Origin of the sequence: Segniliparus sp., assembly GCF_051660745.1 — a bacterium.
Lineage (GTDB): Bacteria > Actinomycetota > Actinomycetes > Mycobacteriales > Mycobacteriaceae > Segniliparus.
Genome location: NZ_JBOFQF010000028.1, coordinates 117,040 through 138,605 on the forward strand (window position 1 = coordinate 117,040; position 21,566 = coordinate 138,605).

Below are 21,566 nucleotides of genomic sequence, written 5' to 3' on the forward strand. Positions count from 1 at the left end.
AGAGCATAACGCCACCGCTCAGGTACAGTGCGACTATGGCGGAACTGGTGACTGGGGACGCGGTTGTGCTCGACGTGCAACTGGCGCAGCTGCCGATGCGCGCGGTCGCGAAACTCATCGACGCCGCCCTCCAGCTCGCGGCGGCCGTTGTGCTGCTGTTCGTGTTCTGCTTTGGCGCTTTCGCGGCGGCGTCCGCGGGCAGCTTCGACAGCGCGTGGGTCTTCGCGATGACGCTCTTCTTGTATTTCATGGTCATCGTGGGCTATCCGGTGCTGCACGAGACTTTGAGCCGGGGCCGGACGTTCGGGAAGATGGCGACCGGCTTGCGGGTGGTGGCCGAGGACGGCGGCCCGATCCGGTTCCGCCAGGCGCTGATCCGGGGCTTGATGGCCGTGTTCGAGATCTACACGCTCGGCGCGGCCCCGGCGGTGATCAGCTCGTTGGTCTCGGCGAAGGGCAAACGGATCGGCGACGTCTTCGCGGGGACGGTCGTGATCAACGAGCGGTCCGAGCTCGTTCCGCCCCCGCCGCCCATGCCGTGGGGCCTCGCGCCTTGGGCGAGCACGCTCTCGCTCGGCAGGCTCTCGCCGGAGCTCGCGCTGCTCGCCCAGCAGCACGTTCGGCGCTCTCGCAGCCTGCGCCCCCAAGTCTCGCGCGCCCTGGAGCAGCGGATCGCGGACGAGATCGCGGCTTCGATCTCCCCGCCGCCGCCCGCGAGCATGCCCGCGAGCACGCTCATCGTCGCTGTGCTCGCGGAGCGCCACCGGCGGGAGTGGCTGCGGTACACCAAGGACGCGGCCGGGCGGGACGAGTTGCGGGAGCGCAGGAAAAGGGCGCTGGAGCCGGTGGCAGGATGACAGTCGTGAAGCCTGTGGTCGCACTCGTCGTCGCGTTGGGCCTCGTCGCCTGTTCGCCGCCTCCTGCCCGTGAGCGCGCGGGCGGGCCGTCCGGCCAACCCCCGCAGGTGGAGACCGTGTTCGAGTTCCACGGCTCGATGCCGACCGGGGTGACCGTCTCGAAGGGCGGGCGGATTTTCGTCAACTACCCGCGCTGGGGCGACGACGTGCCGTTCTCCGTGGCCGAGCTCAAAGACGGCAAAGAGGTCCCGTATCCGGACCCCGAGGCCAACAAGCTCGACACGACGGACCCCGGGCGCCATTTCCTGAGCGTCCAGTCGGTCGTGGTGGACGCGAAGGACCGGTTGTGGGTGCTCGACCCCGCCGACGTCGCCGGGGCCCCGGTCCCCGAGGGCGGCCCCAAGCTTGTGCAGATCGACCTCGCCACTGATCGGATCGTCCGCACCATCGTGTTCCCCCCGGACGTGGCGGGTCCGCGCAGTTTCGTCAACGATGTGCGGTTCGACCTGGCCAAAGGGCCGGAGGGGACCGCGTACATCACCGACACGAGCTTCACCGGGCCGAACGGGATCGTCGTGGTGGACCTCGCGACCGGACATGCCTTCCGCAGGCTGGACGACCACCCGAGCACGAAGCCGGAGCCGGGCTTCGACCCGGTGGTGGAGGGCAAGCCGCTGCTCAATGCGGGGAAGCTGCCGACTGCGGGCTCGGACGGGATCGCGCTCAGCCCGGACGGGGCCCGCCTGTACTACTGCTCGCTGATCGGGCGAGAGCTGTGGTCGGTGGACGCCGGGACGCTCGCCGACCCCTCGAAATCCGAGGCCGACGTCGAGGCGACCCTCCGCGACGAGGGGCTGAAAGGCGTCTCGGACGGGTTGGAGACGGACAGCCTCGGGCGGGTGTACGGCGGCGACCTCGAACACAATTCGATCGTCCGGCGCGACCAGGACGGCGTGTGGCGCGCCTTGGTCCATGACGACCGTATGGTGTGGCCGGACACGCTCTCGATCGGCTACGACGGCAAGCTCTACGTCACCGCGAACCAGCTGGACCGGCAAGCCTCGTTCCAGAACGGGGCCGACCGGCGGCAGAAGCCCTACCTGCTCCTGCGCGTCCCGATCGGAGCGGGCCCGGCGCGAAGGTGACGGAGGCCGCCCGCGCGCTCTCGGCGCGGCGGGGCAGAGCCATGCAGAATGGACGCATGCAGCAGCGCGACCGCCGGAGGCTCGTCGGCCTTGGCGCGGCAGGCGCGGTGGCCGTGGCGCTCGTCGCGGCGCTCGTCCTGTGGTCGGGGCCGAAAAGGGAGGTCCTCCCGCCGCCCGCGATCCCTGGCCTGCCCGGAACCCCGCCGCTCGGCTGGAACTCGTGGAACGCGTACGGCTGCGATGTGGACGAGGCCAAGGTCCGCCACGCGGCGGACGTCCTGGCCTCGTCCGGGATGCGCGACGCGGGATACCGCTACGTCGTCGTCGACGACTGCTGGTTCGCCCCGGAGCGGGACGCGTCGGGGCGGCTGCGGGCGGACCCGGCGAGATTCCCGAGCGGGATGCGCGCCCTCGCGGACGACGTGCACGCGAAGGGCCTCGGGTTCGGCCTCTACACCGGGGCCAGCTTCCAAACCTGCGCGCAAATGCTCGGCGCCTATCCCGGCTCGACGGGCAGCCGGGGCCACGAGCGCCAAGACGCGCAGACCTTCGCCGAGTGGGGAGTGGACTTCCTCAAGGACGACTGGTGCGGCCCGGTCGCGGGCGCGGACGAGGTGGTGGGCGTGTTCGCCGCGATGCGCGACGCGCTGCGAGCCACCGGCAGGCCGATCCTCTACAGCATCAACCCCAACAGCGGCAGCGGGCTGCGGCCTGCCGATTTGCGGCAGTTCGCAGGCGTCGCGACGATGACCCGGACCAGCAGCGACGTCATTCCGGTCTGGCATGCGCTCGGCGGGGCGGCGGGCATGCTGGGGGTGCGCGACGCCGTGGACCTCTCCGCCGAGGGGGCGTCGACATGCGTCACGCGGCCGGGCTCCTTCTGCGACAACGACATGCTCGTCATCGGCTCGGCCCCGGTTGTCGTCGACGGGGCGGCGACTCCGCCGCTCACCGCCGAGGAGGAGCGCACGCAGTTCGCCATGTGGGCCATGTGGGCCGCGCCGCTCATGCTGGGCGACGAGCTGGAGGCCGTGTCGCCGCAGACGCTGGCGATGTTGACCAACCCGGGGGTCTTGGCGATCGACCAAGATCCGCTGGTTCGTCCCGCGACCGCCGTGCCCGGCAGCGGCGGCTCGTTGTGGACCCGGCAACTGGCCGACGGGTCGACCGCGATCGCGATGGTCAACCGCGACGACGTCCCCCGGCTCATCTCCACCGGCCTCACCGGCCTCGGGCTGCCGTCCTCGCCCCAGTACGAGGTGTCCGACGTGTTCGCCGGGACGGGCAAAAGGCAGAATGTCCAGCTGCGCATGCGGGTCGCCCCCCACGACACGGTGCTGCTGCGAGCGCGCGCGGTAAGCTGACGCGGTGCGGCACTGGCGCGGTATCGAAGACATCACCCCGGACTGGGGGCGGTGCGTGGCGACCATCGGAACCTTCGACGGCGTGCACCGGGGCCACGTCGAGCTTGTCCGGCGCACGGTGAACGAGGCCCGCAAGCGCCGCCTGCCCTCGGCGCTGGTCACCTTCGACCCGCATCCAGCCCAAGTGATCCGGGCGGGCGACCACCCGGCGCAGCTGACCACGCTCACCAGGAGGGCGGAGCTAGTGGGGCAGCTGGGCATCGACGTCTTCTGCGTCGTCCCGTTCACCAGGGAGCTCGCCAAGCAGCCCGCGGAGGAATTCGTGCACGAGTTCCTCGTGAGCAAACTGCATGTGGCGAAGGTGCTGGTGGGGGAGAACTTCACGTTCGGCTACAAGGCGGCGGGCAATATCGACATGCTTGTGGACCTCGGCAGGCGGTTCGGTTTCGAGGCGGAAGCGGTGCGGCTCTACGCCGAGCACGCCGTCACCGTCTCCTCGACGTACATCCGCTCCGTCGTCGCGGCTGGCGACGTCTCGGCGGCCACCGAGGCGCTCGGCCGGCCGCACCGAGTGGAGGGCGTGGTCGTGCACGGGGACGGACGAGGCCGCGAACTCGGCTTTCCGACCGCGAACGTCGCCCCGCCGATGTACTCGGCGATCCCGGCAGACGGCGTGTACGCGGCGTGGTTCTCGATCTTGAGCCCGGGCGGGCGCGGTGCGCTCGGGCGCGTCCCCGCGGCGGTGTCGGTGGGGACGAACCCGACGTTCTCCGGCAGGGAGCGGACGGTCGAGGCGTACGTCTTGGACAAGGACGTCGACCTCTACGGCCAGTACGTCGCCGTGGATTTCGTGCGCAGGCTGCGCGACATGTGCGCGTTCAAGTCCCGCGAAGAGCTGGTGGACGCCATCGCGAAGGACGTGGCGGACACCCGCGAAGTCCTGCAGTAGCGATTTCGCGTTCCGCGTCCGCGCTGCTAGAATCGCCCGTCGGCGCTTCTGCGGCCCGCAGCGGTGCGCCGACGGAGCGAAGTCGAGTTTTCGAGTTCGCGCCGATGAATGACATGCGGAGCTGAAACAAAAGGAGCACCCTCATGGCGTTGACCGCCGAGGCGAAGAAAGCCATCCTGGCCGAGCACGGCCTGCACGAGAGCGACACCGGATCCCCGGAGGCGCAGATCGCCCTCCTGAGCCGTCGCATCTCCGAGCTCACCGAGCACCTCAAAGAGCACAAGCACGACCACCACTCCCGTCGTGGCCTCCTGCTTCTGGTCGGCCAGCGCCGCCGCCTGCTCAAGTACCTGACCCGGGTGGACATCAACCGGTACCGGACTATTATCGCGAAGCTCGGCATCCGCCGCTGATTCCCGAAACCCGGCTGGCGATCTCCGGCGTTGTCGGAGGCTCGTGTACAAGGCTCGTTCCTCGCTATTTCCCGTACACGTCGACTCCTTCCGCCTTGGATCTCATCCAGCCGGATCTCCGGGAATGAGCTTCGTCGCACGCTGGAAAAGGCAGGCCACATGGCCTGCCTTTTCTGCTTTGTCGCGCTCCAGTGCTACCCTCTACCTGGCAGCAGCCTTCGGCGTGCACAGGTTTTCCTGCGGTCCTCGGTGGTGGCTTCCGCAGACTCGACGTTTGCGGTGGCTTCGATCGATGACCGTACGTGTGGGAGACACTTCGGTGCCGCTGACGATGCTCAGCCATGCCTTGAACATTCCTAATTGAGAGGAACACTCCCGCAATGAATGCCTTGAACCCAGAGGTGCACGAGGTCACTTGTGAGCTCGACAACGGCGCGTTCGGCGTCCGCACCGTGAAGTTCCAGACCGGCAAGCTCGCCCTGCAGGCGGCGGGCTCGGTCTTCGCGTCGCTCGACGAGGACACCACCGTCCTGTCCGCCACCACCTTCTCCTCGCAGCCGAAGAGCCAGTTCGACTTCTTCCCGCTCACCGTGGACGTCGAGGAGCGCATGTACGCCGCGGGCCGCATCCCCGGCTCCTTCTTCCGCCGTGAGGGCCGCCCCTCCACGGAGGCGATCCTCGCCTGCCGCCTCATCGACCGGCCGCTGCGCCCGTCCTTCGTCGACGGCCTGCGCAACGAGGTGCAGATCGTCGTCACGGTGCTCTCGCTGAACCCGAACGCGCTCTACGACGTGCTCGCGATCAACGCGGCCTCCGCGTCCACCCGGATCTCGGGCCTGCCGTTCTCCGGCCCCATCGCCGGTGTGCGGGTCGCCCTCATCGGCAGCCAGTGGGTCGCCTTCCCGACCGTCGAGCAGCTCGAAGGCGCTGTCTTCGACATGGTCGTCGCGGGCCGCGTGCTCGACGACGGCGACGTGGCGGTCATGATGGTCGAGGCCGAGGCCACCGACAACGCGATCGAGCTGATCGCGGGCGGCGCCACCAAGCCGACCGAGCAGATTGTCGCCGAGGGCCTCGAGGCCGCGAAGCCCTTCCTCAAGCAGCTCGCCATCGCCCAGGAGGCGCTTGCCGCCGTCGCGGGCAAGGAGGCCTTCGAGCTCCAGCAGTTCCACCCGTACCAGCAGGACGTCTACGACGCCGTGGACTTCAACGCCCGCGCGGTGCTGTCCGAGGCGTTGAGCCTGCCGGGCAAGCTGGAGCGCGAGGCGCGGATCGAAGCGATCAAGGCCGAGGCCAAGGCGCAGCTCGAGCCGCAGTTCGAGGGTCGCGAGGGCGAGATCTCCGCGGCGTTCCGCTCGCTGAACAAGAAGCTCGTCCGCGAGCGGATCCTCTCCGACGGCTTCCGCATCGACGGCCGGGGCCTGCGGGAGATCCGTCCGCTCTCCGTCGAGATCAGCCCGATCCCCCGGGTGCACGGCAGCGCGCTGTTCCAGCGCGGCGAGACCCAGATCCTGGGCGTCACCACGCTGGACCTGTTGAAGATGGCCCAAGAGGTGGACGCGCTCGGCCCGGTCACCAAGCGCCACTACATGCACCATTACAATTTCCCGCCGTACTCCACCGGCGAGACCGGCCGCGTCGGCTCCCCGAAGCGCCGCGAGATCGGCCACGGCGCGCTCGCCGAGCGCGCCCTGGTGCCGGTGCTGCCCGACCAGGCGGACTTCCCCTACGCCATCCGCCAGGTCTCCGAGGCGCTCGGCTCGAACGGCTCCACGTCGATGGGCTCGGTCTGCGCGTCCACGATGTCGCTGCTCGCCGCGGGCGTGCCGCTGAAGGCTCCGGTCGCGGGCATCGCGATGGGCCTGGTGTCCGGCGAGATCAACGGCGAGACGAAGTACGTGACGCTGACCGACATCCTCGGCGCCGAGGACGCGTTCGGCGACATGGACTTCAAGGTGGCGGGCACCGCCGACTTCGTGACCGCGTTGCAGCTGGACACCAAGCTCGACGGGATCCCCTCGCAGGTCCTGGCGGGCGCGCTCGCGCAGGCCAAGGAGGCCCGCGACACCATCCTCGACGTGATCGCGAACGCCATCGACGAGCCGGGCGAGCTCTCGCCGCACGCGCCTCGGATCACCACCATCAAGATCCCGGTGGACAAGATCGGCGAGGTCATCGGCCCCAAGGGCAAGATGATCAACTCGATCACCGAGGAGACCGGCGCCAACATCTCCATCGAGGACGACGGCACCGTGTACGTCGCCGCGACCAACGGGGACTCCGCGCAGGCTGCGATCGACAAGATCAACGCCATCGCGAACCCGCAGCTGCCGAAGGTCGGCGAGCGCTACCTCGGCACGGTCGTGAAGACCACCGCCTTCGGCGCGTTCGTCTCGCTCACCCCGGGCAAGGACGGCCTCGTGCACATCTCGAAGCTCGGCAACGGCAAGCGGGTCGCGAGCGTCGAGGACGTGGTGCAGATCGGCTCGAAGCTGCGCGTTGAGATCGCCGACATCGACGACCGGGGCAAGATCAGCCTGATCATCGCCCAGGACGAGGCTCCGGCGCAGGCGTAAGCGCCCAGAGCACGAAGGAAGGCCCCGGTCGGTTCGACCGGGGCCTTCCTCGTCTTTGTTTTCTCGCTGGCTCCGGGTCCTGGGCAATAGGTACGATCATGCGGTGATTCAGGACGGCATCCCGCCCCTCGGCGAAGATCTTTTGTACGCGGTCGTGTTCGAGGACGAGCTGTTCGAGGACTTCGGAGCGTGGGCGCTGTTCATCCCCGTGTTCTTCCTGCCGAGCCTCACGAGCTCCGCCGCCGCCCGCGTCGCGGGCCGGGCGAAATACGCGATCAAAGTCGAGGGCTTCGGGCTGGTCCCTGCGGTCGTGGCGTTGAACAAGGACAAAGACTTCATCCAGCTCACCGAGTGGCGAAAGCTCGTGCCCGACAGCGACGTGACGGCGTGGGCGGCCGTGGTGACGACGCGTCCGGGGTTCTGACCCCTCGGCTCGGGGCGCCCGTTGCGATCTCGCCGATCTCAAGGCTGGTGTTGGCCAGCGCTGTCTGCCACTGTTCTTCTCCGCAACGACCACCCGTTTGAGAAGGACTTCGAAACCGAATATGACGACCCTGCGCGACGCGCCCCCGCCTGCCGAGGCCCAGCCTTTGAGCCCGTCGGGCTCCTCGCCTGCCCAGCTCAAAGGCCAGTTGGGGGTGTGGAGCGTCGTGTTCATGGTCGCGGCTGCGGCTTCGCCGCTCGGAGTGGTCGGAGGTCCGACCCCGCTGGGGATCGCCCGGGGCAACGGCGTCGGCTTCCCCGCCGCGTTCCTCGTCGCGGGCGCCGTGCTGCTGCTGTTCGCCGTCGGCTTCACGGCGATGACGCCCTACGTGCGCGTCGCGGGGGCGTTCTCCGCCTATATCGCCGAAGGGCTCGGGCGACGCGCGGGCACGGGCGCGGGGTTCGCGGCGCTCCTGTCCTACCTCACCCTGTTGGCCGGGGTGTACGGGCTGCTGGGCTCCGGCCTGGACGCGCTGCTGGTCTCGTACGGCGCGCCGAGCCTGCCGTGGCACGGCCACGCCGCGGCGGCGCTCGTGCTCGTCGGGCTGCTCGGGTACCGCACGATCGACCTCTCGGGCAGGGTGCTCGCGGTCGGCCTGGTCGCGGAGGTGCTCATCGTGGCCGTGTTGGACGCCGCAGTCGTCGTCAGCGGCGGGAAGGGGCTCTCGGCCGGGCTCTTCGACCCGAGGGAGGTCTTCTCCGGGTCGCCGGGGATCGGCCTGCTCTTCGCGTTGCTGAGCTTCATCGGCTTCGAGGCGACCGCCGTCTTCCGCAGCGAGACCCGCGACCCGGAGCGGACGATCCCGCGCGCCACCTACGTCGCGCTCGTCCTGGTGGGGGCCTTCTACGCCGTGGCCAGCTGGGCGCTCATCAGCGCCTTCGGTGACGCGGGGGCGCTGGAAGAGGCGCAGAGCCGTGGCGGCGACATGTTGGCGGACGCCACGACGGCGTACCTCGGCGCCGTCGGCGGGCACATCGTCCAGATCCTCTTCGTCACGAGCCTCTTCGCCTGCGTGTTGTCCCTGCACAACGTCGCGGCGCGGTATGTCTTCGCCCTGTCCGGGCAAGGCGCGCTGCACGTCTCGCTCGCCGCCGCGCATGAGCGGCACAACTCGCCCCACCGCGCGTCCGTCGCGGTCTCGTTGGCCGTCGCGGCGGCGTTGGCCGCGGCGGGAGCCTCGGGCGTGGACGCGGTCGACCAGTACTACACCTGGCTCGCCGGGTTCTCCTCCGTGGGCGTCGTGCTCCTCTACGCCGCCACGAGCCTGGCGGCATTGGTCTACTTCGCCCGTTCCCCGAAGCCCGGGCTGCACTGGTGGAAGACGACGGCCGCCCCGGCGCTGGCCTTCTTGAGCCTTCTGGCGCTGCTCGTCCCGATCCTGGAGAACCTGCCCGCGCTGGTCGGCGGCAATCGTCTGCTCGCCGTGCTCATCGTGGCCTCGATCCTGGCCGTCTTCGCGCTCGGCGCGGTGTTGGCGGGGCGGCAGTCAGCGACGACGGCGCCCGAACTCGCTCACCAGGCTTTCGACCCTGAAGGCCGCAAAACGAACCCGTGGTCCCCGTAGCCGCAGGCGGTCATGCCCTCGTCGTCCACCAGGCACACAACGCCCGCGTCGTTGAAGTAGTGGTTGGCCTCCAGCTCCATGGCGGGGGCGCCGGGGATGTCGTGCGAGGCCGCGCCGAGGAACTGTCCTGGCCTGCCGTGCTGCACCCGAACGCTGTTCGCGCCCGCCGGAGCGCCGGGCAGGCGGCCGTCGCAGCCGTAGCGCATCTCCATGTACCAGCTCACCCAGCAGTACAGGCCGTCGGGGGTGGAGAACTCGGCGGTCATCGGGCGCGAGCCGTGCCGGAAGAACCAGTCGGGGGAAGTCCACGCGTAGCCGTCGAGGTCCGGGAACTCCGGGGCGTCCGCCCGCGCGCTCGGCGCGAGCATCGGCCACGCGGCCAGCACAGCGACGACGGCGTTGGCCAGTCTGTGGCGCATGAGCCTCCCTTCCTAGGTTTTGTTATCTGACTAACACTGGTGTCCGAGCCTAGCGCAAGGCTGTTCGGGCCGAGGACTAAGGTTGACTTCGATGACACATAGCACGCAATCGGAGACGCTGCGGGTCGGGCTGCTCGGAGCCCTCGGCAGGGTCGGCAGCACATTGGTCCCGCTCTTGAACGAGGCTCCGGGAGTCGAGCTCGTCGCGGCATTGGACAGGGACGACCCGTTGGAGAGCCTGCTCGAAGCGCAGGCCCAGGTGGTCGTCGATTTCACCCACCCGGACGCGGCGCTCGGCAACACCTTGTTCTGCGTGGCGAACGGCCTGCACGCCGTCGTCGGCACCTCTGGGCTCACCCCCGAGCACCACGACCAGATCCGGAGCGAGCTGGCCCGCCAGCCCTCCGTCGGCGTCGCGGTGGTCCCGAACTTCGCGCTCGGCACGGTGCTCGCCGTGCACCTCGCCGAGCAGGCCGCCAGGTTCTTCGAGTCGGTCGAAGTGATCGAGATGCACCACCCGAAGAAGGTGGACGCGCCCTCGGGGACGGCCGTGCACACCGCGCAGGTGATCGCCCGGCGCCGGGCGGAGGCGGGCGTGCCGCCCGCCCCGGACGCGACGACGCACGCCCTTCCCGGATCGCGCGGCGCGGACCTGGACGGCGTGCCCGTGCACTCGGTGCGGATGTCGGGGTATCTCGCCCACGAGGAGATCTTGTTCGGCAACCCCGGGGAGACGCTCGTCATCCGGGCGGACTGCGTCGACCGCGCGGCGTACGGCCCAGGCGTGCTCGCCGCGGCCAGGGCCATTGTCGCCACGCCGGGGCTCACGCTCGGCCTCGCGCCGCTCCTCGGCCTCTGAGATGGCAGCGCCGGTCAGATGAGAACCTTCTGGGCGACCGCGTTCGTCACAGTCTTCCTCTTCGGCTATCTCGGGGTCATGGCCTGGCGAGGGGTCCTGCTCTTGCGCAACGGCGGCTCGCTCGCGGGCCTGCTCGCGTTCGGCGTGCTGCTCTTGCCGCTGGTGGGGCTGTGGGTGATCGTCGCGACCCTGCGCGAGGCGTTGACCCACCAGCGCCTCGTTTCGATCATGCAAGACTCCGGCCAGGATCTCGACCTGTCGGGCGTGGCGCGGACGGCCTCGGGCAAGCTCACGGCCGAGGCGGGGGAGGAGCTGGTCGCGCAGCTGCAGAACGGCGTCGACCAACGGCCCGGCGAGTGGCAGGCGTGGTACCGGCTCGCGCGGGGGCAGGACGCGGCGGGGAACCGAAGCGCGGCGCGGGCTTCGATGCGCCGTGCGGTGGACCTCGAACGCCAGGAGCTGCCCCGTGGCTGACGGCGCTGGTCCGCACGGCACGAAGACCCTGCTGATCGTCCACCACACGCCGTCGCCCGCGACGCGGGAGATCTTCGAGAAGGTGTTGGCCGGGGCGAAGGACCCGGAGATCGAGGGGGTCGGGGTCCGGGCTGTGCCCGCGTTGTCCGCGACAGCGTCGGACGTGCTGGCGGCGGACGGCTACCTCTTCGGCACCACGGCGAATTTCGGCTACATGTCCGGAGCGCTCAAGCATTTCTTCGACACCGTGTACTACCCCTGCCTCGACGCGGTGGCGGGGCGGCCGTTCGGGCTGTGGGCGCACGGCAACAACGACACGGCAGGCGCGGTCGCCGCCGTGCTCAAACTCGCGGGCGGCATGGGGCTGGCGCAGGCGGCGGCCCCGCTGGAGCTCACGGGCACGCCGGACGCGAAGGCCCGCGAGGCCTGCTACGAGCTCGGCGCGACCGTGGCCGCGAGCCTCATGGGGTGAGCGGAGCTCGCGCGTCCGATTTTGTCGGCGCCCTCGTCTACATTGGATCTATGACTGAAGCACCTGTGGTCCCCACGCCGTACGAAGACCTTCTGCGTCTCGTGCTGGAGCAGGGCGTGGAGCGTTCCGACCGCACCGGGACGGGCACGCTCAGCCTCTTCGGGCATCAGCTGCGTTACGACCTCGCGAAGGGCTTCCCGCTGGTCACGACGAAGAAAGTGCATTTGAAGTCCATTGTCTACGAGCTCTTGTGGTTCTTGCGCGGCGACACCAACGTCCGTTGGCTCCAAGAGCACGGCGTGACGATCTGGGACGAATGGGCGAGGGAGGACGGCAGCCTCGGGCCGGTCTACGGCGCGCAGTGGCGCAGCTGGCCCACGCCGGACGGCGAGTTCGTGGACCAGATCGCGCAGGCCGTCCACCTCTTGCGCACGGACCCGCACTCCCGACGGATCCTCGTCTCGGCGTGGAACGTCGGCGAGCTGCCGAAGATGGCGCTCGCCCCGTGCCACATCCTCTTCCAGTTCTATGTCGCGGACGGGAAGCTCTCCTGCCAGCTGTACCAGCGCAGCGCCGACCTTTTCCTCGGCGTGCCGTTCAACATCGCGAGCTACGCCCTGCTCACCCACATGATGGCGCAGCAGGCGGGCCTCGGCGTCGGGGACTTCGTCTGGACCGGCGGCGACTGCCACCTGTACCTCAACCACGTCGAGCAGGCGCGCGAGCAGCTCGCCCGCGACGCGTACCCGTATCCGAGGCTCGAACTCGCGCCGCGCCCCTCCGTCTTCGAGCACGAGTACGAGGACGTGCGGATCCTGGACTACCAGTCGCATCCTCCGATCAAGGCTCCCGTGGCCGTATGATTCCCTGGGAGCGGAAGGAGAGGCCATGACGGTGGGGGTTATTTGGGCGCAGGGGCGCAACGGGGTGATCGGGATCGACGGCGAGCTGCCGTGGTCGATTCCCGAGGACATGAAAAGGTTCCGCCAGCTCACTGTGGGACACATCGTGGTCATGGGCAGGCGGACCTGGGACTCCTTGCCCGAGCAGTTCCGCCCGCTGCCGAAACGGACGAACGTGGTGCTCTCCAGAGACCGGTCGTTCTCGGCGGAAGGCGCGCAGGTCGAGCACGACATCGTCACCGCGACGGCTCCGGGCCGCGCGGGGGAGGCGGTCTGGGTGATCGGCGGCGGCGAAGTGTATTCGAAGGCCGTGCATCTCGCCTCGGTCGCCGAGATCACCGAGGTCGACTACGAGGTCGAGGGCGACGCGTACGCCCCGCAGCTCGCGGTCGGGTGGCGGGTCGTCAAAGAAGGCGCGTGGCAACGCTCCGAGTCCGGCCTGCGCTATCGGTTCACCACCTTCCACCGGGCCTGACCATATGAAAGCCCTCGCCATCGGCCAAGCCCGCAGGATCGCCCTGCGGGCGCAAGGCCTGACGGGTATTCCCCGCGCTCAGGTGGATGAGCTGCAAGGCGCACCGAGCCGACTGGGGGCACCTCCCGCTTGCGGGGGAGTGCCGGAAGGCGGAGGCGTACACGAGGGGAGGAGCAACGCCGCAGATCGCCGCCTGGATGCGGGGATCCGCAAGGTGCTGGCGAGGACGAGGCTGCTCCAGCTCGACTCGGTGAACGTGGTGGAGCGGGCGCACTACTTCCCGGTGTTCAGCAGGATCGGCGCATACGACAAAGCCGCGCTGGACGCGCTCGCTTGGGCTCCTCGCTCGAAGAAGGGGCCTGGCCGTCGGGCGTTGGTCGAGTACTGGGCGCACGAGGCCGCCTTGATCCCGTTCGAGGATTGGCCCGCGTTCCGGTGGCGGATGGCCGAGTACCAGCACGGACGGTGGCATGTCCAGAAGGAGCTCATCGCGGAGCGCGCGGGGTTGGGGCAGAAGATCTGCGCGCTCTTGGAGGAGTCCGGGGCAGCGACGGCGGGCGAGCTGGAACGCAGGCTCGGCCTCGACCGGCCGGAGGCGAAGGGCCCGTGGTGGGACCGGGGCGAGACGAAGATCGTCTGCGAGGCGCTCTTCGCGGCCGGGGTGCTCACTGCGGGGAAGCGGGTCAACTTCAACCGGCATTACGACCTCGTGGAGAACGTGGTGCCACGAGAATTCCGTGAGGTCCAACTCACTCGGGAGGAAGCGGTCCTCCGGCTGGTCGCGAACGCCGCCGACGCGTTGGGAATCGCCGTCGAGCAGGACCTGCGCGACTACTACCGCCTGGACTCCAAAGATGTGAAGACGGCCCTCGCGGCTCTCATCGCGCGGGGCGAGGTGGAGGAGGCGCAGGTGCGGGGGTGGAACCAGACCGCGTACCTCGCTTCGGGCACGACGATCCCGAGGACGTCCGACGCGCGGGCGCTGTTGTGCCCGTTCGATCCTATGGTCTTCTTCCGGCCCAGGTTAGAACGGCTTTTCGGGTTCCAATACCGCATCGAGATCTACACGCCGCAGCATAAACGAGAGCACGGCTACTACGTCTTCCCCTTCCTCTTGGGCGAGCGGCTCGTCGCCCGCGTCGACTTGAAAGCGGACCGGAAAGCGGGCGTCCTCCTGGTCCACGGCGCATTTTTGGAAGACCACGCCACCGCGCTCGAAACAGCGGAGCCGCTCGCGGCGAGCCTCGGCGAACTCGCAGGCTGGCTCGGGTTGGAGGCGGTGCGGATCGGCGACAAGGGGGATCTCGCGCCAGCCCTGCAACAGATCTCCAAGGCGCGCGGGTAGGCTCTCCATCCATGACACAGAGCGCAACAGAGCCCCTGTTCGGCACGGTCGCCGTGGCGATGGCGACGCCTTTCGCCGCAGATGGCTCGCTCGATATCAAGGCAGGCGTCGCGCTCGCCGAGCACCTCGTCGCGCGCGGCGTCGACGGACTGGTCCTCGCGGGCACCACTGGCGAATCGCCGACCACCTCGCCCGCCGAGAAGCAGCAGCTGCTCATCGCGGTCCTCGACGCGGTCGGCGACCGGGCGAAGATCACCCAAGGAGTCGGCAGCTACGACACGGCGAAAACAGTCCAGGCCGCCCGCGACGCGGAGTCCGCAGGAGCCCATGGGCTGCTCGTCGTCACCCCGTATTACTCCAAGCCTTCCCAAGCGGGCCTCGTGGCGCACTTCCGCGCCGTCGCGGACGCGGTCTCGACCCCGGTGATGCTCTACGACATCCCGCCGCGCTCGGCGATCCCGATCGAGCCCGCCACGATTCGGGCACTCGCCGAGCATCCGAACATCGTGGCGGTGAAAGACGCGAAGGGCGACCTCGGGTCGGGCGCGGACCTCATTGCCACGACCGATCTGCTCTGGTACTCGGGCGACGACGTGGTCAACCTGCCGTGGCTGTCGGTCGGCGCGGTTGGCTTCGTGAGCGTCATCGGGCACCTCATCCCCGAGCGGCTTCGGGAGCTGCACGCCGCGTTCGCCAAGGGCGACCTCGTCCGTGCCCGCGAGCTGCACGCGTCGACGCTCCCACTGGTGCGGGCGCAAGCCCGCTTCGGCGGAGTCGCGCTGGCCAAAGCGGGCCTCGCGCTCCAAGGCATGCCGGTCGGACAGCCCAGGCTCCCGATCCTCGGCTTGGACGAAGCAGAGGCCGCCGACCTCGCCGCCGCTCTTAAGCTCGCCGGTGCGCAGCTGTGACCGACGCGCACGTCCTGGACGCTCTACCTGCCCCCCGTCCGCTGGCAGAGGGGGCCTTGCGCGTGACTGCGCTCGGCGGCCTCGGCGAGATCGGCCGGAACATGACCGTCTTCGAGTACGGCGGGAAACTGCTCATCGTGGACTGCGGGGTGCTCTTCCCAGAAGACCGCCAGCCCGGAGTCGACCTCATCCTCCCAGACTTCTCCTCCATCGAGGACCGGGCGGAGGATATCGTCGGGCTCGTCCTCACCCACGGCCACGAGGACCACATCGGGGCCGTGCCGTTCCTGCTGCGCATCTGCCCGGACGTGCCGGTCATCGGCTCGAAGTTCACGCTCGCGCTCGTCGCCGCGAAGTGCCGCGAGCATCGGCAGAGGCCGACGTTCGTCGAGGTCACGGGTGGCGAGAAGCGTCAGATCGGCGCGTTCGGCCTGGAGTTCTTGACGGTCAACCACTCCATCCCCGACGCGCTCGCGGTCGCGATGCACACGCCTGCGGGAGTCGTGCTGCACACCGGGGACATCAAGCTGGACCAGCTCCCGCTCGACGGGAAGCTCACCGACCTCGCAGGCATGTCCCGCCTCGGGGACGCGGGGGTGGACCTCTTCCTCGTCGACTCCACCAACGCCGAGGTGCCCGGCTTCGTCATGCCCGAGCGCGAGATCGGCGAGGTGCTCGACCGGGTGATCGGCAAAGCGAAACAGCGGGTCATCATCGCCTCCTTCGCGAGCCACGTCCACCGGATCCAGCAAGTGATCGACGTGGCGGTCGCGAACGGGCGCAAAGTGGCGTACGTGGGCCGCTCGATGGTCCGGAACATGAAAATCGCGCAGGACCTCGGGTATCTCACCGTGCCGCAGGGCGCGGTCGTGAACCTGGACACGGCGGCGGAGCTCCCCGATTCGAAGATCGTGCTCATCTCCACCGGCTCGCAGGGCGAGCCGTTGTCCGCGCTGTCCCGGATGTCGAGGGGCGACCACCAGAGCATCAGCATCCGCTCCGGCGACCTCGTCGTCCTGGCCTCCTCGCTCATCCCCGGCAACGAGAACTCGGTCTTCGCGGTGGTGAACGGCCTGACCAGGCTCGGCGCGAAGGTGGTGACCCAGCAGACCGCGAAAGTCCACGTCTCCGGGCACGCCTCGGCGGGCGAGCTGTTGTTCTTGTACAACGCGGTGCGGCCCAAGAACGCGATGCCCGTGCACGGCGAATGGCGCCACCTGCGGGCCAACGGGGCGTTGGCGCAATCGACCGGTGTCCCGGAGAAGCGCGTGGTGCTGGTGGAGAACGGCGTCGCGGTGGATCTGAAGGACGGGGTCGCCAAGGCGGTCGGACGGGTGCCGGTCGGCTACGTCTACGTGGACGGGCTGTCCGTCGGCGACGTGGGGGAGTCGACGCTCTCGGAGCGCTTGATCCTCGGCGAGGGCGGTTTCATCGCGATCAACGTCGTGGTGGACTCGGCGACCGGTGTGGCGGTGAGCTCGCCGACCCTCTTGGGCAAGGGCTTCTCGGACGATCCGAAAGCGCTTGTGGCTGCGGAAGAGCTGGTCGTCGCAGAGCTCGAGAGGCTCGCCTCGGACCGAGGCCCGAACGCGAAGTCCACGACCGTGGACACGCACCAGATCGCCCAAGCGGTCCGCCGCACAGTCGGGCGCTGGGTCTCGGACACCTACCGGCGCAGGCCCATGATCGTCCCGACGGTGATTGCCGTGGACACGGGGTCGTCGGCCATTGTGCCCTGACCTCAGGGCCGCAGGGCGCCCCTGAGATCGGGGACGAGCCGGTCGGCGAGCTCGGGGTCTTTTTCCCGTAGCTCCTGGGCGAGCGCGCCGACTGCGGCAGAGAGCGCTCGGGCTATCTCGGAAGCCGAGAGCCCGCCGGGTATGGCGGATCGCAGCTGGGCTGCGATTGCTTCTGGCAAGAGGTGCGCCCCTTTCCCGTACGCGGACGGGAGGCCGAGCCGCAGGCAGGCGAGCGAGAGGACATGGTTGCGCAGAGCGTTGGTCCAGTGCAGCGCTTCGAAAGGTTTCGCGCGATCCAGCGCGGCCCTCGCATGGACGACGTGGTGCCACGCGAGTCCGACGAGATGGTCCGAATCCGTCGGAGCCGAGACCCGTGGCACGGGCTCGCCGAACACGGTCTGGAACCCGCCGTCCCCGAGCGGTCCCCACACGTCGGCAGGCGCGAAGCCGAGGTCGACTTCGAGGAGGTCCGGCAGCAGGAACGCGCGATAGCGCGCGGTTCCGGCGGCGAGGTCGAAATGGTGCAGCGCGCCGAACTCCGCGTCGAGGAGGGCGCTGAAGCCGGACAGCGCCGCGTCGATGTCGGCCACGCCGAAGAAGAGGTCGATGTCGGACCAACGATCCATCTGGCCGCTCGCGCCCGAGCCGGTGATCGCGGCGCCGTGGACGTCTGGGTCGGCCTCGGCGTGCGAGAGGAGCCGCTCGAGCGTTTCCGCCCTGCGTCGCTCCCGCCGTTCGTCGAACACGGGGCCAGCATACTCAGAGCGACTCGACGATGTCCTTCGCCTCTTTGAGGCCGAGGCCGGGGAAGTCGTCGCGCAGGAGCTTGATGGCTTGGATTTTCTTCCCTTGGGCGAGGACCGCCCGGTATTTCGCCATGTCCTGTGCCGCAGGCACGCTCTGCGATGGCAGCGGCGCCACGCCCGTGGGGCGTGGCTGGGCGGAAAGGAAAGGGTCCGGGCGCTGCTCTGCTCCGCGTTTGTCCGCACCGTGCTTGGAGCCGTCCGCCGCGACCGCCGCGATCAGCGAGACGGAGAGCAGGGCCAGGCCCGTCCAGCGGAATTGGTCCGGCGGGAGCGCGGAGCCCTTGACGATCAGATACGCCCAGAACGCGGCGTTGAGCAGGCAGACGGAGCGGATGAAAACGCGCATGGGCTTTTCGGTTTCACAGCGCGGCTTTGAGGGCGGCGAGGGATCTGATGAAGGCTTTGCCCGCGGCGGGGACGGCTCCCGCGTAGCTGACGTAGCCGTGGGCCAGGGTCTCGGCGTTATGCAGCTCGACGGGGATTCCCGCGTCCGCGAGCAGCTTGGCGTAGATGGTGCCGTCGTCGCGGATCGGGTCGTATTGCGCCGTCGCGATGTAGGCGGGCGGCAGGCCTTCGACATTGCCGTTGGCCGGGGCGATGGTGGCCGGAAAGCCCGAGGGGCCGGCCTCGCCGCCGCCGAAGTAGTACGTGGCGTACAGCTCCATGCTCGCGAGGCTGAGCAGCGGCCCGTCCGCGTTCTCGGCGACCGAGGGGAGGGAGAGGTCGAAAGTGGTGGCGGGGTACCACAGCAGTTGGAACTTCAGCGGCGGCCCGCCCGCGTCGCGGGCGAGCTGCGCGACGACGGCGGCGAGGTTGCCGCCCGCGGAGTCGCCTGCCACGGCGACTCGGTCCGGATCGGCTCCGAGCTCGCCCGCGTGCTCGTGCGCCCAGACGAGCGCGTCGAAAGCGTCGTGCACGGCGGCGGGGTGGGGGTGCTCGGGCGCCAGGCGGTAGTCCACCGAGACGACGACCGCGCCGACTTCGGCGCAGATCGCCCTGGCCACGGGGTCGTGGGTCTCCAGATCGCATCGGGCGAAGCCGCCGCCGTGGTAGAAGACGACGAGCGGCAATCGGCCCGGCCCGTCCTCGGCGGGCCAGTAGACCCGGACTCCGACCGCGCCGTCCCTGCCGGGAATGTCGCGGTCGTCGGCGGCGCGCACGCGGATGCTCGACGGATGGGCGAGGGCGAACTCGCGAGCCGCCTTGCGCGCTGCGACGAGAGTCTCCAAACTTCCGTCGAGCGGCGGGAAGGCCCCGGCCGCGAGCGCTCGTTCGAGGATCGGGTCGATGGGCATATCGCCTCCTTGTTTGTCGTCGCCGTTGACGAGCATACAACTCGTTGCCGTCTGGCAACTGTCTGCCCCTGCCAGGCTTTTTCAGGAGCACGTTCTGGAATACATCGAACGCCGCGCGGGTTGCATGAGCCATGGTCAAGCTCTCTGTGCTCGATTTGTCGACTGTCGGCGAAGGACAGAGCACCGCCGAGGCGGTCGCGGCGACGACCCGGCTCGCCCAGTTCGCCGAGCGTCTCGGCTACCACCGGTTCTGGGTGGCCGAGCATCACAACATGCCTTCGGTCGCGGCCACGAGCCCGCCCGTGCTCATCGCCCATATCGGCGCGCAGACCGAACGGATCCGGCTCGGCTCGGGCGGGGTCATGCTGCCGAACCACGCCCCGCTCGTCGTGGCCGAGCAGTTCGCGCTCCTCGAAGCGATGTATCCGGGCAGGATCGACCTCGGGATCGGCCGCGCGCCGGGATCGGACCGGCGCACGGCAGCGGCGCTGCGCGGAAGCCGCGCGGAGGAGTCGGTCGCGAGCTTCCCGCACGACGTGGTGCGGACCATGGCGCTGCTCGGCGACGAGCGGGTGCGGCCAGAGGCGGCCGATGGGTTGTCCGCGACGCCCGCCGCGACCTCGGCCCCAGAGGTGGTGCTGCTCGGCTCCAGCGGCTATTCGGCGCATCTCGCGGGCACGTTGGGGCTGCCGTTCGCGTTCGCCCACCACTTCGCGCCGGAGCACACCGAGCTCGGCGTCGCGACGTACCGGGAGAGCTTCCGGCCCACGGAAAGGCATCCCGAGCCGTATCTGATCGTCGGAGCCGCCGCGCTCGCCGCCGACAGCGAGGACGAGGCCGAGGATTTCGCGCTGCCAGGCCTGCTCGCCTCGCTCGGCGTCCGGACGAACCGCTTGCGCCCGACTCCGAGCGTCGCGAACGCGCTCGCCGACCCGGACCGGCATTGGGTCGACGAGGTGCGCAAGGGCCGTGTCATCGGCGCGCAGGAGCGGGCGGTCGGCGAGCTGAAGGAGCTCGTCGCGCGCACCGGCGCGGACGAGCTGATGATCACCACGGCCACGCACGGCTACGCGGAACGCGCCCGCAGCTTCGAGCTCATCGCGCAAGGGTGGGGACTGGGCGGCATGTGACGCGCTCCGCCAGACAGCGGCAGGCGGGTATATTCATGTTATGAGCATCACAGCAGAGGAGGCGGTCGCCCCCGGCCCGAGCTGGCCCGCGTGGGCGCAGACGGCGCTGACCTTCAGCCGGGGCTGGTGGCTCGGCACCGGGCTCCTGCGCCGCCGGTACGGCGACGTCTTCCGGCTGCGGCTGTACCGGCAAGGGTCGGGGTCGCTGCGCAACGTGCTCGTCCTCGCCGATCCCGAGCATATGCGGGAGGTCTTCGCGGGCTCGCCGAAATCGTGGCACGTCGGCGACGGCAACCTGCTGCGCCCGGTCCTCGGCGAGCATTCGCTCCTGGTGGTGGACGAGGACGTGCACGCAAGGATCCGCAAGCTCCTCATGCCGTCCTTCACCGTTGGCGCGCTGCGCGGCTACGCGACAATGTTCGAGGCATTGGCCGAAGCCGACGTCGAGCGGTGGCCGACGGGCCGGACGATCCGCGCGCACGAGCACACCCAGCGGCTCACGCTCGACATCATTCTGCACACGGTGTTCGGAGTCTCGGACCCGAAGCGCTCGGCGACGTTGCGGCCCTTGCTCGCCCGGATCCTGCGCCCGAGGGCCGCCGACGCGCTCTGGATCCTCCAGCCTGGATTGGAGAGGATCGGAGTCGGCCGCGCCTACCACAGGGAGCTCGTGCGCCTCAACCGGCTCATGGAGCAGGAGATCGCCGAACGTCGGACGGACCCGGCGCTGCACGAGCGCGCCGACGTGCTCTCGCGGATGACCGCCGCAAACGTGGACGACGACCGGCTCTCGGACGAGGAGCTGCGCGACCAGCTCGTCACGCTGGTCATCGCGGGCTACGAGACAACGGCCAAAGCGCTCGCGTGGTGCCTTTTGGACCTCGCGCACAACCCCGCTGCCCAGCAGGAGGCGCAGCGCGCCGCCGACTCGGGGGATCTGGGCCATCTCACAGCTGTGTTCAAAGAGAGCCTGCGGCTGCACCCGGTGGTCGCGGGCACCGCGAGGCAGCTTGTCGAGCCGATGCGGGTGGCGGGGCGGTTGGTCCCGAAGGGCTGGTCGGTGTTCCCGTGGTTGAGCGCCCCGCATTTCGACGGGCGGTACTTCCCCGACCCCAAGGCGTTCCGCCCGGAGCGGTTCCTCGGCGAGCATCCGCCGTCGAACCACCATTGGCAGCCGTTCGGCGGGGGCGTGCGCCGCTGTATCGGCGCGGCGTTCTCACAGGCCGAGGCGGCGGTCATTCTGAAGTCGGCGCTGTCGCGCTACAGCGTCGAGCCTGTTGCCGCCGAGATGGAGGGGGACAGCCGGATACCCAATATCGTGATCGGCCCGAGGCTCGGCGCGCTGGTGCGGCTGACCCGGCGAGAGAAGGCTCCCCAGGCCGCTGGCTAG

General features: G+C 69.5%; 22 protein-coding genes. 18 read left to right on the top strand and 4 right to left on the bottom strand.

Annotation, left to right across the window (positions count from 1 at the left end):
- Positions 1 to 35: 35 nt before the first annotated feature.
- From ACRC20_RS08050 to ACRC20_RS08085, 8 genes are all read left to right on the top strand, one after another.
- Positions 36 to 857 (top strand): RDD family protein, encoded by an 822-nt coding sequence (locus ACRC20_RS08050; RefSeq protein ID WP_438685844.1) that lies wholly within the window; start codon positions 36 to 38, stop codon positions 855 to 857.
- A 5-nt stretch (positions 858 to 862) separates the two neighbouring features.
- Complete coding sequence (locus tag ACRC20_RS08055) at positions 863 to 2,002, top strand: L-dopachrome tautomerase-related protein (protein WP_438685845.1); 1,140 nt, start codon at positions 863 to 865, stop codon at positions 2,000 to 2,002.
- 56 nt (positions 2,003 to 2,058) lie between these two features.
- A complete protein-coding gene (locus tag ACRC20_RS08060; protein ID WP_438685846.1) occupies positions 2,059 to 3,366 on the top strand; it encodes a glycoside hydrolase family 27 protein in 1,308 nt (435 codons plus the stop codon).
- Between the two features lie 4 nt (positions 3,367 to 3,370).
- The gene (locus tag ACRC20_RS08065; RefSeq protein ID WP_438685847.1) at positions 3,371 to 4,315 is read left to right on the top strand and encodes a bifunctional riboflavin kinase/FAD synthetase; all 945 of its coding nucleotides are present in this window, start codon (positions 3,371 to 3,373) and stop codon (positions 4,313 to 4,315) included.
- Between the two features lie 143 nt (positions 4,316 to 4,458).
- Entirely contained in the window at positions 4,459 to 4,728 is a 270-nt protein-coding gene (rpsO, locus tag ACRC20_RS08070) for a 30S ribosomal protein S15 (protein ID WP_438685848.1), read from the top strand.
- Positions 4,729 to 5,108: 380 nt separating this feature from the next.
- The gene (locus tag ACRC20_RS08075) at positions 5,109 to 7,304 is read left to right on the top strand and encodes a polyribonucleotide nucleotidyltransferase (RefSeq protein WP_438685849.1); all 2,196 of its coding nucleotides are present in this window, start codon (positions 5,109 to 5,111) and stop codon (positions 7,302 to 7,304) included.
- A 103-nt stretch (positions 7,305 to 7,407) separates the two neighbouring features.
- Entirely contained in the window at positions 7,408 to 7,728 is a 321-nt protein-coding gene (locus ACRC20_RS08080; RefSeq protein WP_438685850.1) for a hypothetical protein, read from the top strand.
- 121 nt (positions 7,729 to 7,849) lie between these two features.
- On the top strand, positions 7,850 to 9,352 hold the full coding sequence (locus ACRC20_RS08085; RefSeq protein WP_438685851.1) for an APC family permease: 1,503 nt from the start codon (positions 7,850 to 7,852) through the stop codon (positions 9,350 to 9,352).
- Here ACRC20_RS08085 and ACRC20_RS08090 read toward each other — a convergent pair.
- Entirely contained in the window at positions 9,301 to 9,771 is a 471-nt protein-coding gene (locus tag ACRC20_RS08090; RefSeq protein WP_438685852.1) for a hypothetical protein, read from the bottom strand. The genes ACRC20_RS08085 and ACRC20_RS08090 overlap by 52 nt on opposite strands.
- Before the next feature lie 91 nt (positions 9,772 to 9,862).
- On the opposite strand from ACRC20_RS08090, the gene dapB reads away from it, so the two are divergent.
- From dapB to ACRC20_RS08130, 8 genes are read left to right on the top strand one after another with little or no spacing between them, the layout of a single operon-like run.
- Complete coding sequence (dapB, locus tag ACRC20_RS08095) at positions 9,863 to 10,630, top strand: 4-hydroxy-tetrahydrodipicolinate reductase (protein ID WP_438685853.1); 768 nt, start codon at positions 9,863 to 9,865, stop codon at positions 10,628 to 10,630.
- Positions 10,631 to 10,648: 18 nt separating this feature from the next.
- The gene (locus ACRC20_RS08100; RefSeq protein ID WP_438685854.1) at positions 10,649 to 11,104 is read left to right on the top strand and encodes a hypothetical protein; all 456 of its coding nucleotides are present in this window, start codon (positions 10,649 to 10,651) and stop codon (positions 11,102 to 11,104) included.
- Complete coding sequence (locus ACRC20_RS08105; RefSeq protein ID WP_438685855.1) at positions 11,097 to 11,576, top strand: flavodoxin family protein; 480 nt, start codon at positions 11,097 to 11,099, stop codon at positions 11,574 to 11,576. The genes ACRC20_RS08100 and ACRC20_RS08105 overlap by 8 nt, the downstream gene beginning before the upstream one ends.
- Before the next feature lie 50 nt (positions 11,577 to 11,626).
- Positions 11,627 to 12,439: a thymidylate synthase gene (locus tag ACRC20_RS08110; RefSeq protein ID WP_438685856.1), complete on the top strand. Its 813-nt coding sequence runs from the start codon at positions 11,627 to 11,629 to the stop codon at positions 12,437 to 12,439.
- A 25-nt stretch (positions 12,440 to 12,464) separates the two neighbouring features.
- Complete coding sequence (locus ACRC20_RS08115; RefSeq protein WP_438685857.1) at positions 12,465 to 12,953, top strand: dihydrofolate reductase; 489 nt, start codon at positions 12,465 to 12,467, stop codon at positions 12,951 to 12,953.
- Between the two features lie 4 nt (positions 12,954 to 12,957).
- A complete protein-coding gene (locus ACRC20_RS08120; protein ID WP_438685858.1) occupies positions 12,958 to 14,298 on the top strand; it encodes a winged helix-turn-helix domain-containing protein in 1,341 nt (446 codons plus the stop codon).
- Between the two features lie 11 nt (positions 14,299 to 14,309).
- Positions 14,310 to 15,206 (top strand): 4-hydroxy-tetrahydrodipicolinate synthase, encoded by an 897-nt coding sequence (gene dapA / locus ACRC20_RS08125; protein WP_438685859.1) that lies wholly within the window; start codon positions 14,310 to 14,312, stop codon positions 15,204 to 15,206.
- Positions 15,203 to 16,945, top strand: coding sequence for a ribonuclease J (locus tag ACRC20_RS08130; protein ID WP_438685860.1), 1,743 nt, complete (start codon positions 15,203 to 15,205; stop codon positions 16,943 to 16,945). Before dapA ends, ACRC20_RS08130 begins: the two co-directional genes overlap by 4 nt.
- A 2-nt stretch (positions 16,946 to 16,947) precedes the next feature.
- Here ACRC20_RS08130 and ACRC20_RS08135 read toward each other — a convergent pair whose 3' ends face one another.
- From ACRC20_RS08135 to ACRC20_RS08145, 3 genes are read right to left on the bottom strand one after another with little or no spacing between them, the layout of a single operon-like run.
- Positions 16,948 to 17,691: a hypothetical protein gene (locus ACRC20_RS08135; RefSeq protein WP_438685861.1), complete on the bottom strand. Its 744-nt coding sequence runs from the start codon at positions 17,689 to 17,691 to the stop codon at positions 16,948 to 16,950.
- 13 nt (positions 17,692 to 17,704) lie between these two features.
- On the bottom strand, positions 17,705 to 18,097 hold the full coding sequence (locus ACRC20_RS08140; protein WP_438685862.1) for a hypothetical protein: 393 nt from the start codon (positions 18,095 to 18,097) through the stop codon (positions 17,705 to 17,707).
- A gap of 13 nt (positions 18,098 to 18,110) precedes the next feature.
- Entirely contained in the window at positions 18,111 to 19,046 is a 936-nt protein-coding gene (locus tag ACRC20_RS08145) for an alpha/beta hydrolase (RefSeq protein WP_438685863.1), read from the bottom strand.
- A 131-nt stretch (positions 19,047 to 19,177) separates the two neighbouring features.
- Here ACRC20_RS08145 and ACRC20_RS08150 point away from each other — a divergent pair, with 131 nt between their 5' ends.
- Positions 19,178 to 20,176 (top strand): LLM class flavin-dependent oxidoreductase, encoded by a 999-nt coding sequence (locus ACRC20_RS08150; RefSeq protein ID WP_438685864.1) that lies wholly within the window; start codon positions 19,178 to 19,180, stop codon positions 20,174 to 20,176.
- A gap of 40 nt (positions 20,177 to 20,216) precedes the next feature.
- Positions 20,217 to 21,566, top strand: a complete 1,350-nt coding sequence (locus tag ACRC20_RS08155; RefSeq protein WP_438685865.1) for a cytochrome P450 — start codon at positions 20,217 to 20,219, stop codon at positions 21,564 to 21,566.

What these genes read in the sequence shown, in the direction of transcription:
- ACRC20_RS08090 (WP_438685852.1), bottom strand. Translation starts at nt 9,771, where the DNA reads ATGCGCCACAGACTGGCCAACGCCGTCGTCGCTGTGCTGGCCGCGTGG.
- ACRC20_RS08075 (WP_438685849.1), top strand. Translation starts at nt 5,109, where the DNA reads ATGAATGCCTTGAACCCAGAGGTGCACGAGGTCACTTGTGAGCTCGAC.
- ACRC20_RS08150 (WP_438685864.1), top strand. Translation starts at nt 19,178, where the DNA reads ATGGTCAAGCTCTCTGTGCTCGATTTGTCGACTGTCGGCGAAGGACAG.
- ACRC20_RS08140 (WP_438685862.1), bottom strand. Translation starts at nt 18,097, where the DNA reads ATGCGCGTTTTCATCCGCTCCGTCTGCCTGCTCAACGCCGCGTTCTGG.
- ACRC20_RS08110 (WP_438685856.1), top strand. Translation starts at nt 11,627, where the DNA reads ATGACTGAAGCACCTGTGGTCCCCACGCCGTACGAAGACCTTCTGCGT.
- ACRC20_RS08085 (WP_438685851.1), top strand. Translation starts at nt 7,850, where the DNA reads ATGACGACCCTGCGCGACGCGCCCCCGCCTGCCGAGGCCCAGCCTTTG.
- ACRC20_RS08050 (WP_438685844.1), top strand. Translation starts at nt 36, where the DNA reads ATGGCGGAACTGGTGACTGGGGACGCGGTTGTGCTCGACGTGCAACTG.
- dapB (WP_438685853.1), top strand. Translation starts at nt 9,863, where the DNA reads ATGACACATAGCACGCAATCGGAGACGCTGCGGGTCGGGCTGCTCGGA.
- dapA (WP_438685859.1), top strand. Translation starts at nt 14,310, where the DNA reads ATGACACAGAGCGCAACAGAGCCCCTGTTCGGCACGGTCGCCGTGGCG.
- rpsO (WP_438685848.1), top strand. Translation starts at nt 4,459, where the DNA reads ATGGCGTTGACCGCCGAGGCGAAGAAAGCCATCCTGGCCGAGCACGGC.
- ACRC20_RS08155 (WP_438685865.1), top strand. Translation starts at nt 20,217, where the DNA reads ATGAGCATCACAGCAGAGGAGGCGGTCGCCCCCGGCCCGAGCTGGCCC.
- ACRC20_RS08100 (WP_438685854.1), top strand. Translation starts at nt 10,649, where the DNA reads ATGAGAACCTTCTGGGCGACCGCGTTCGTCACAGTCTTCCTCTTCGGC.
- ACRC20_RS08120 (WP_438685858.1), top strand. Translation starts at nt 12,958, where the DNA reads ATGAAAGCCCTCGCCATCGGCCAAGCCCGCAGGATCGCCCTGCGGGCG.
- ACRC20_RS08145 (WP_438685863.1), bottom strand. Translation starts at nt 19,046, where the DNA reads ATGCCCATCGACCCGATCCTCGAACGAGCGCTCGCGGCCGGGGCCTTC.
- ACRC20_RS08115 (WP_438685857.1), top strand. Translation starts at nt 12,465, where the DNA reads ATGACGGTGGGGGTTATTTGGGCGCAGGGGCGCAACGGGGTGATCGGG.
- ACRC20_RS08060 (WP_438685846.1), top strand. Translation starts at nt 2,059, where the DNA reads ATGCAGCAGCGCGACCGCCGGAGGCTCGTCGGCCTTGGCGCGGCAGGC.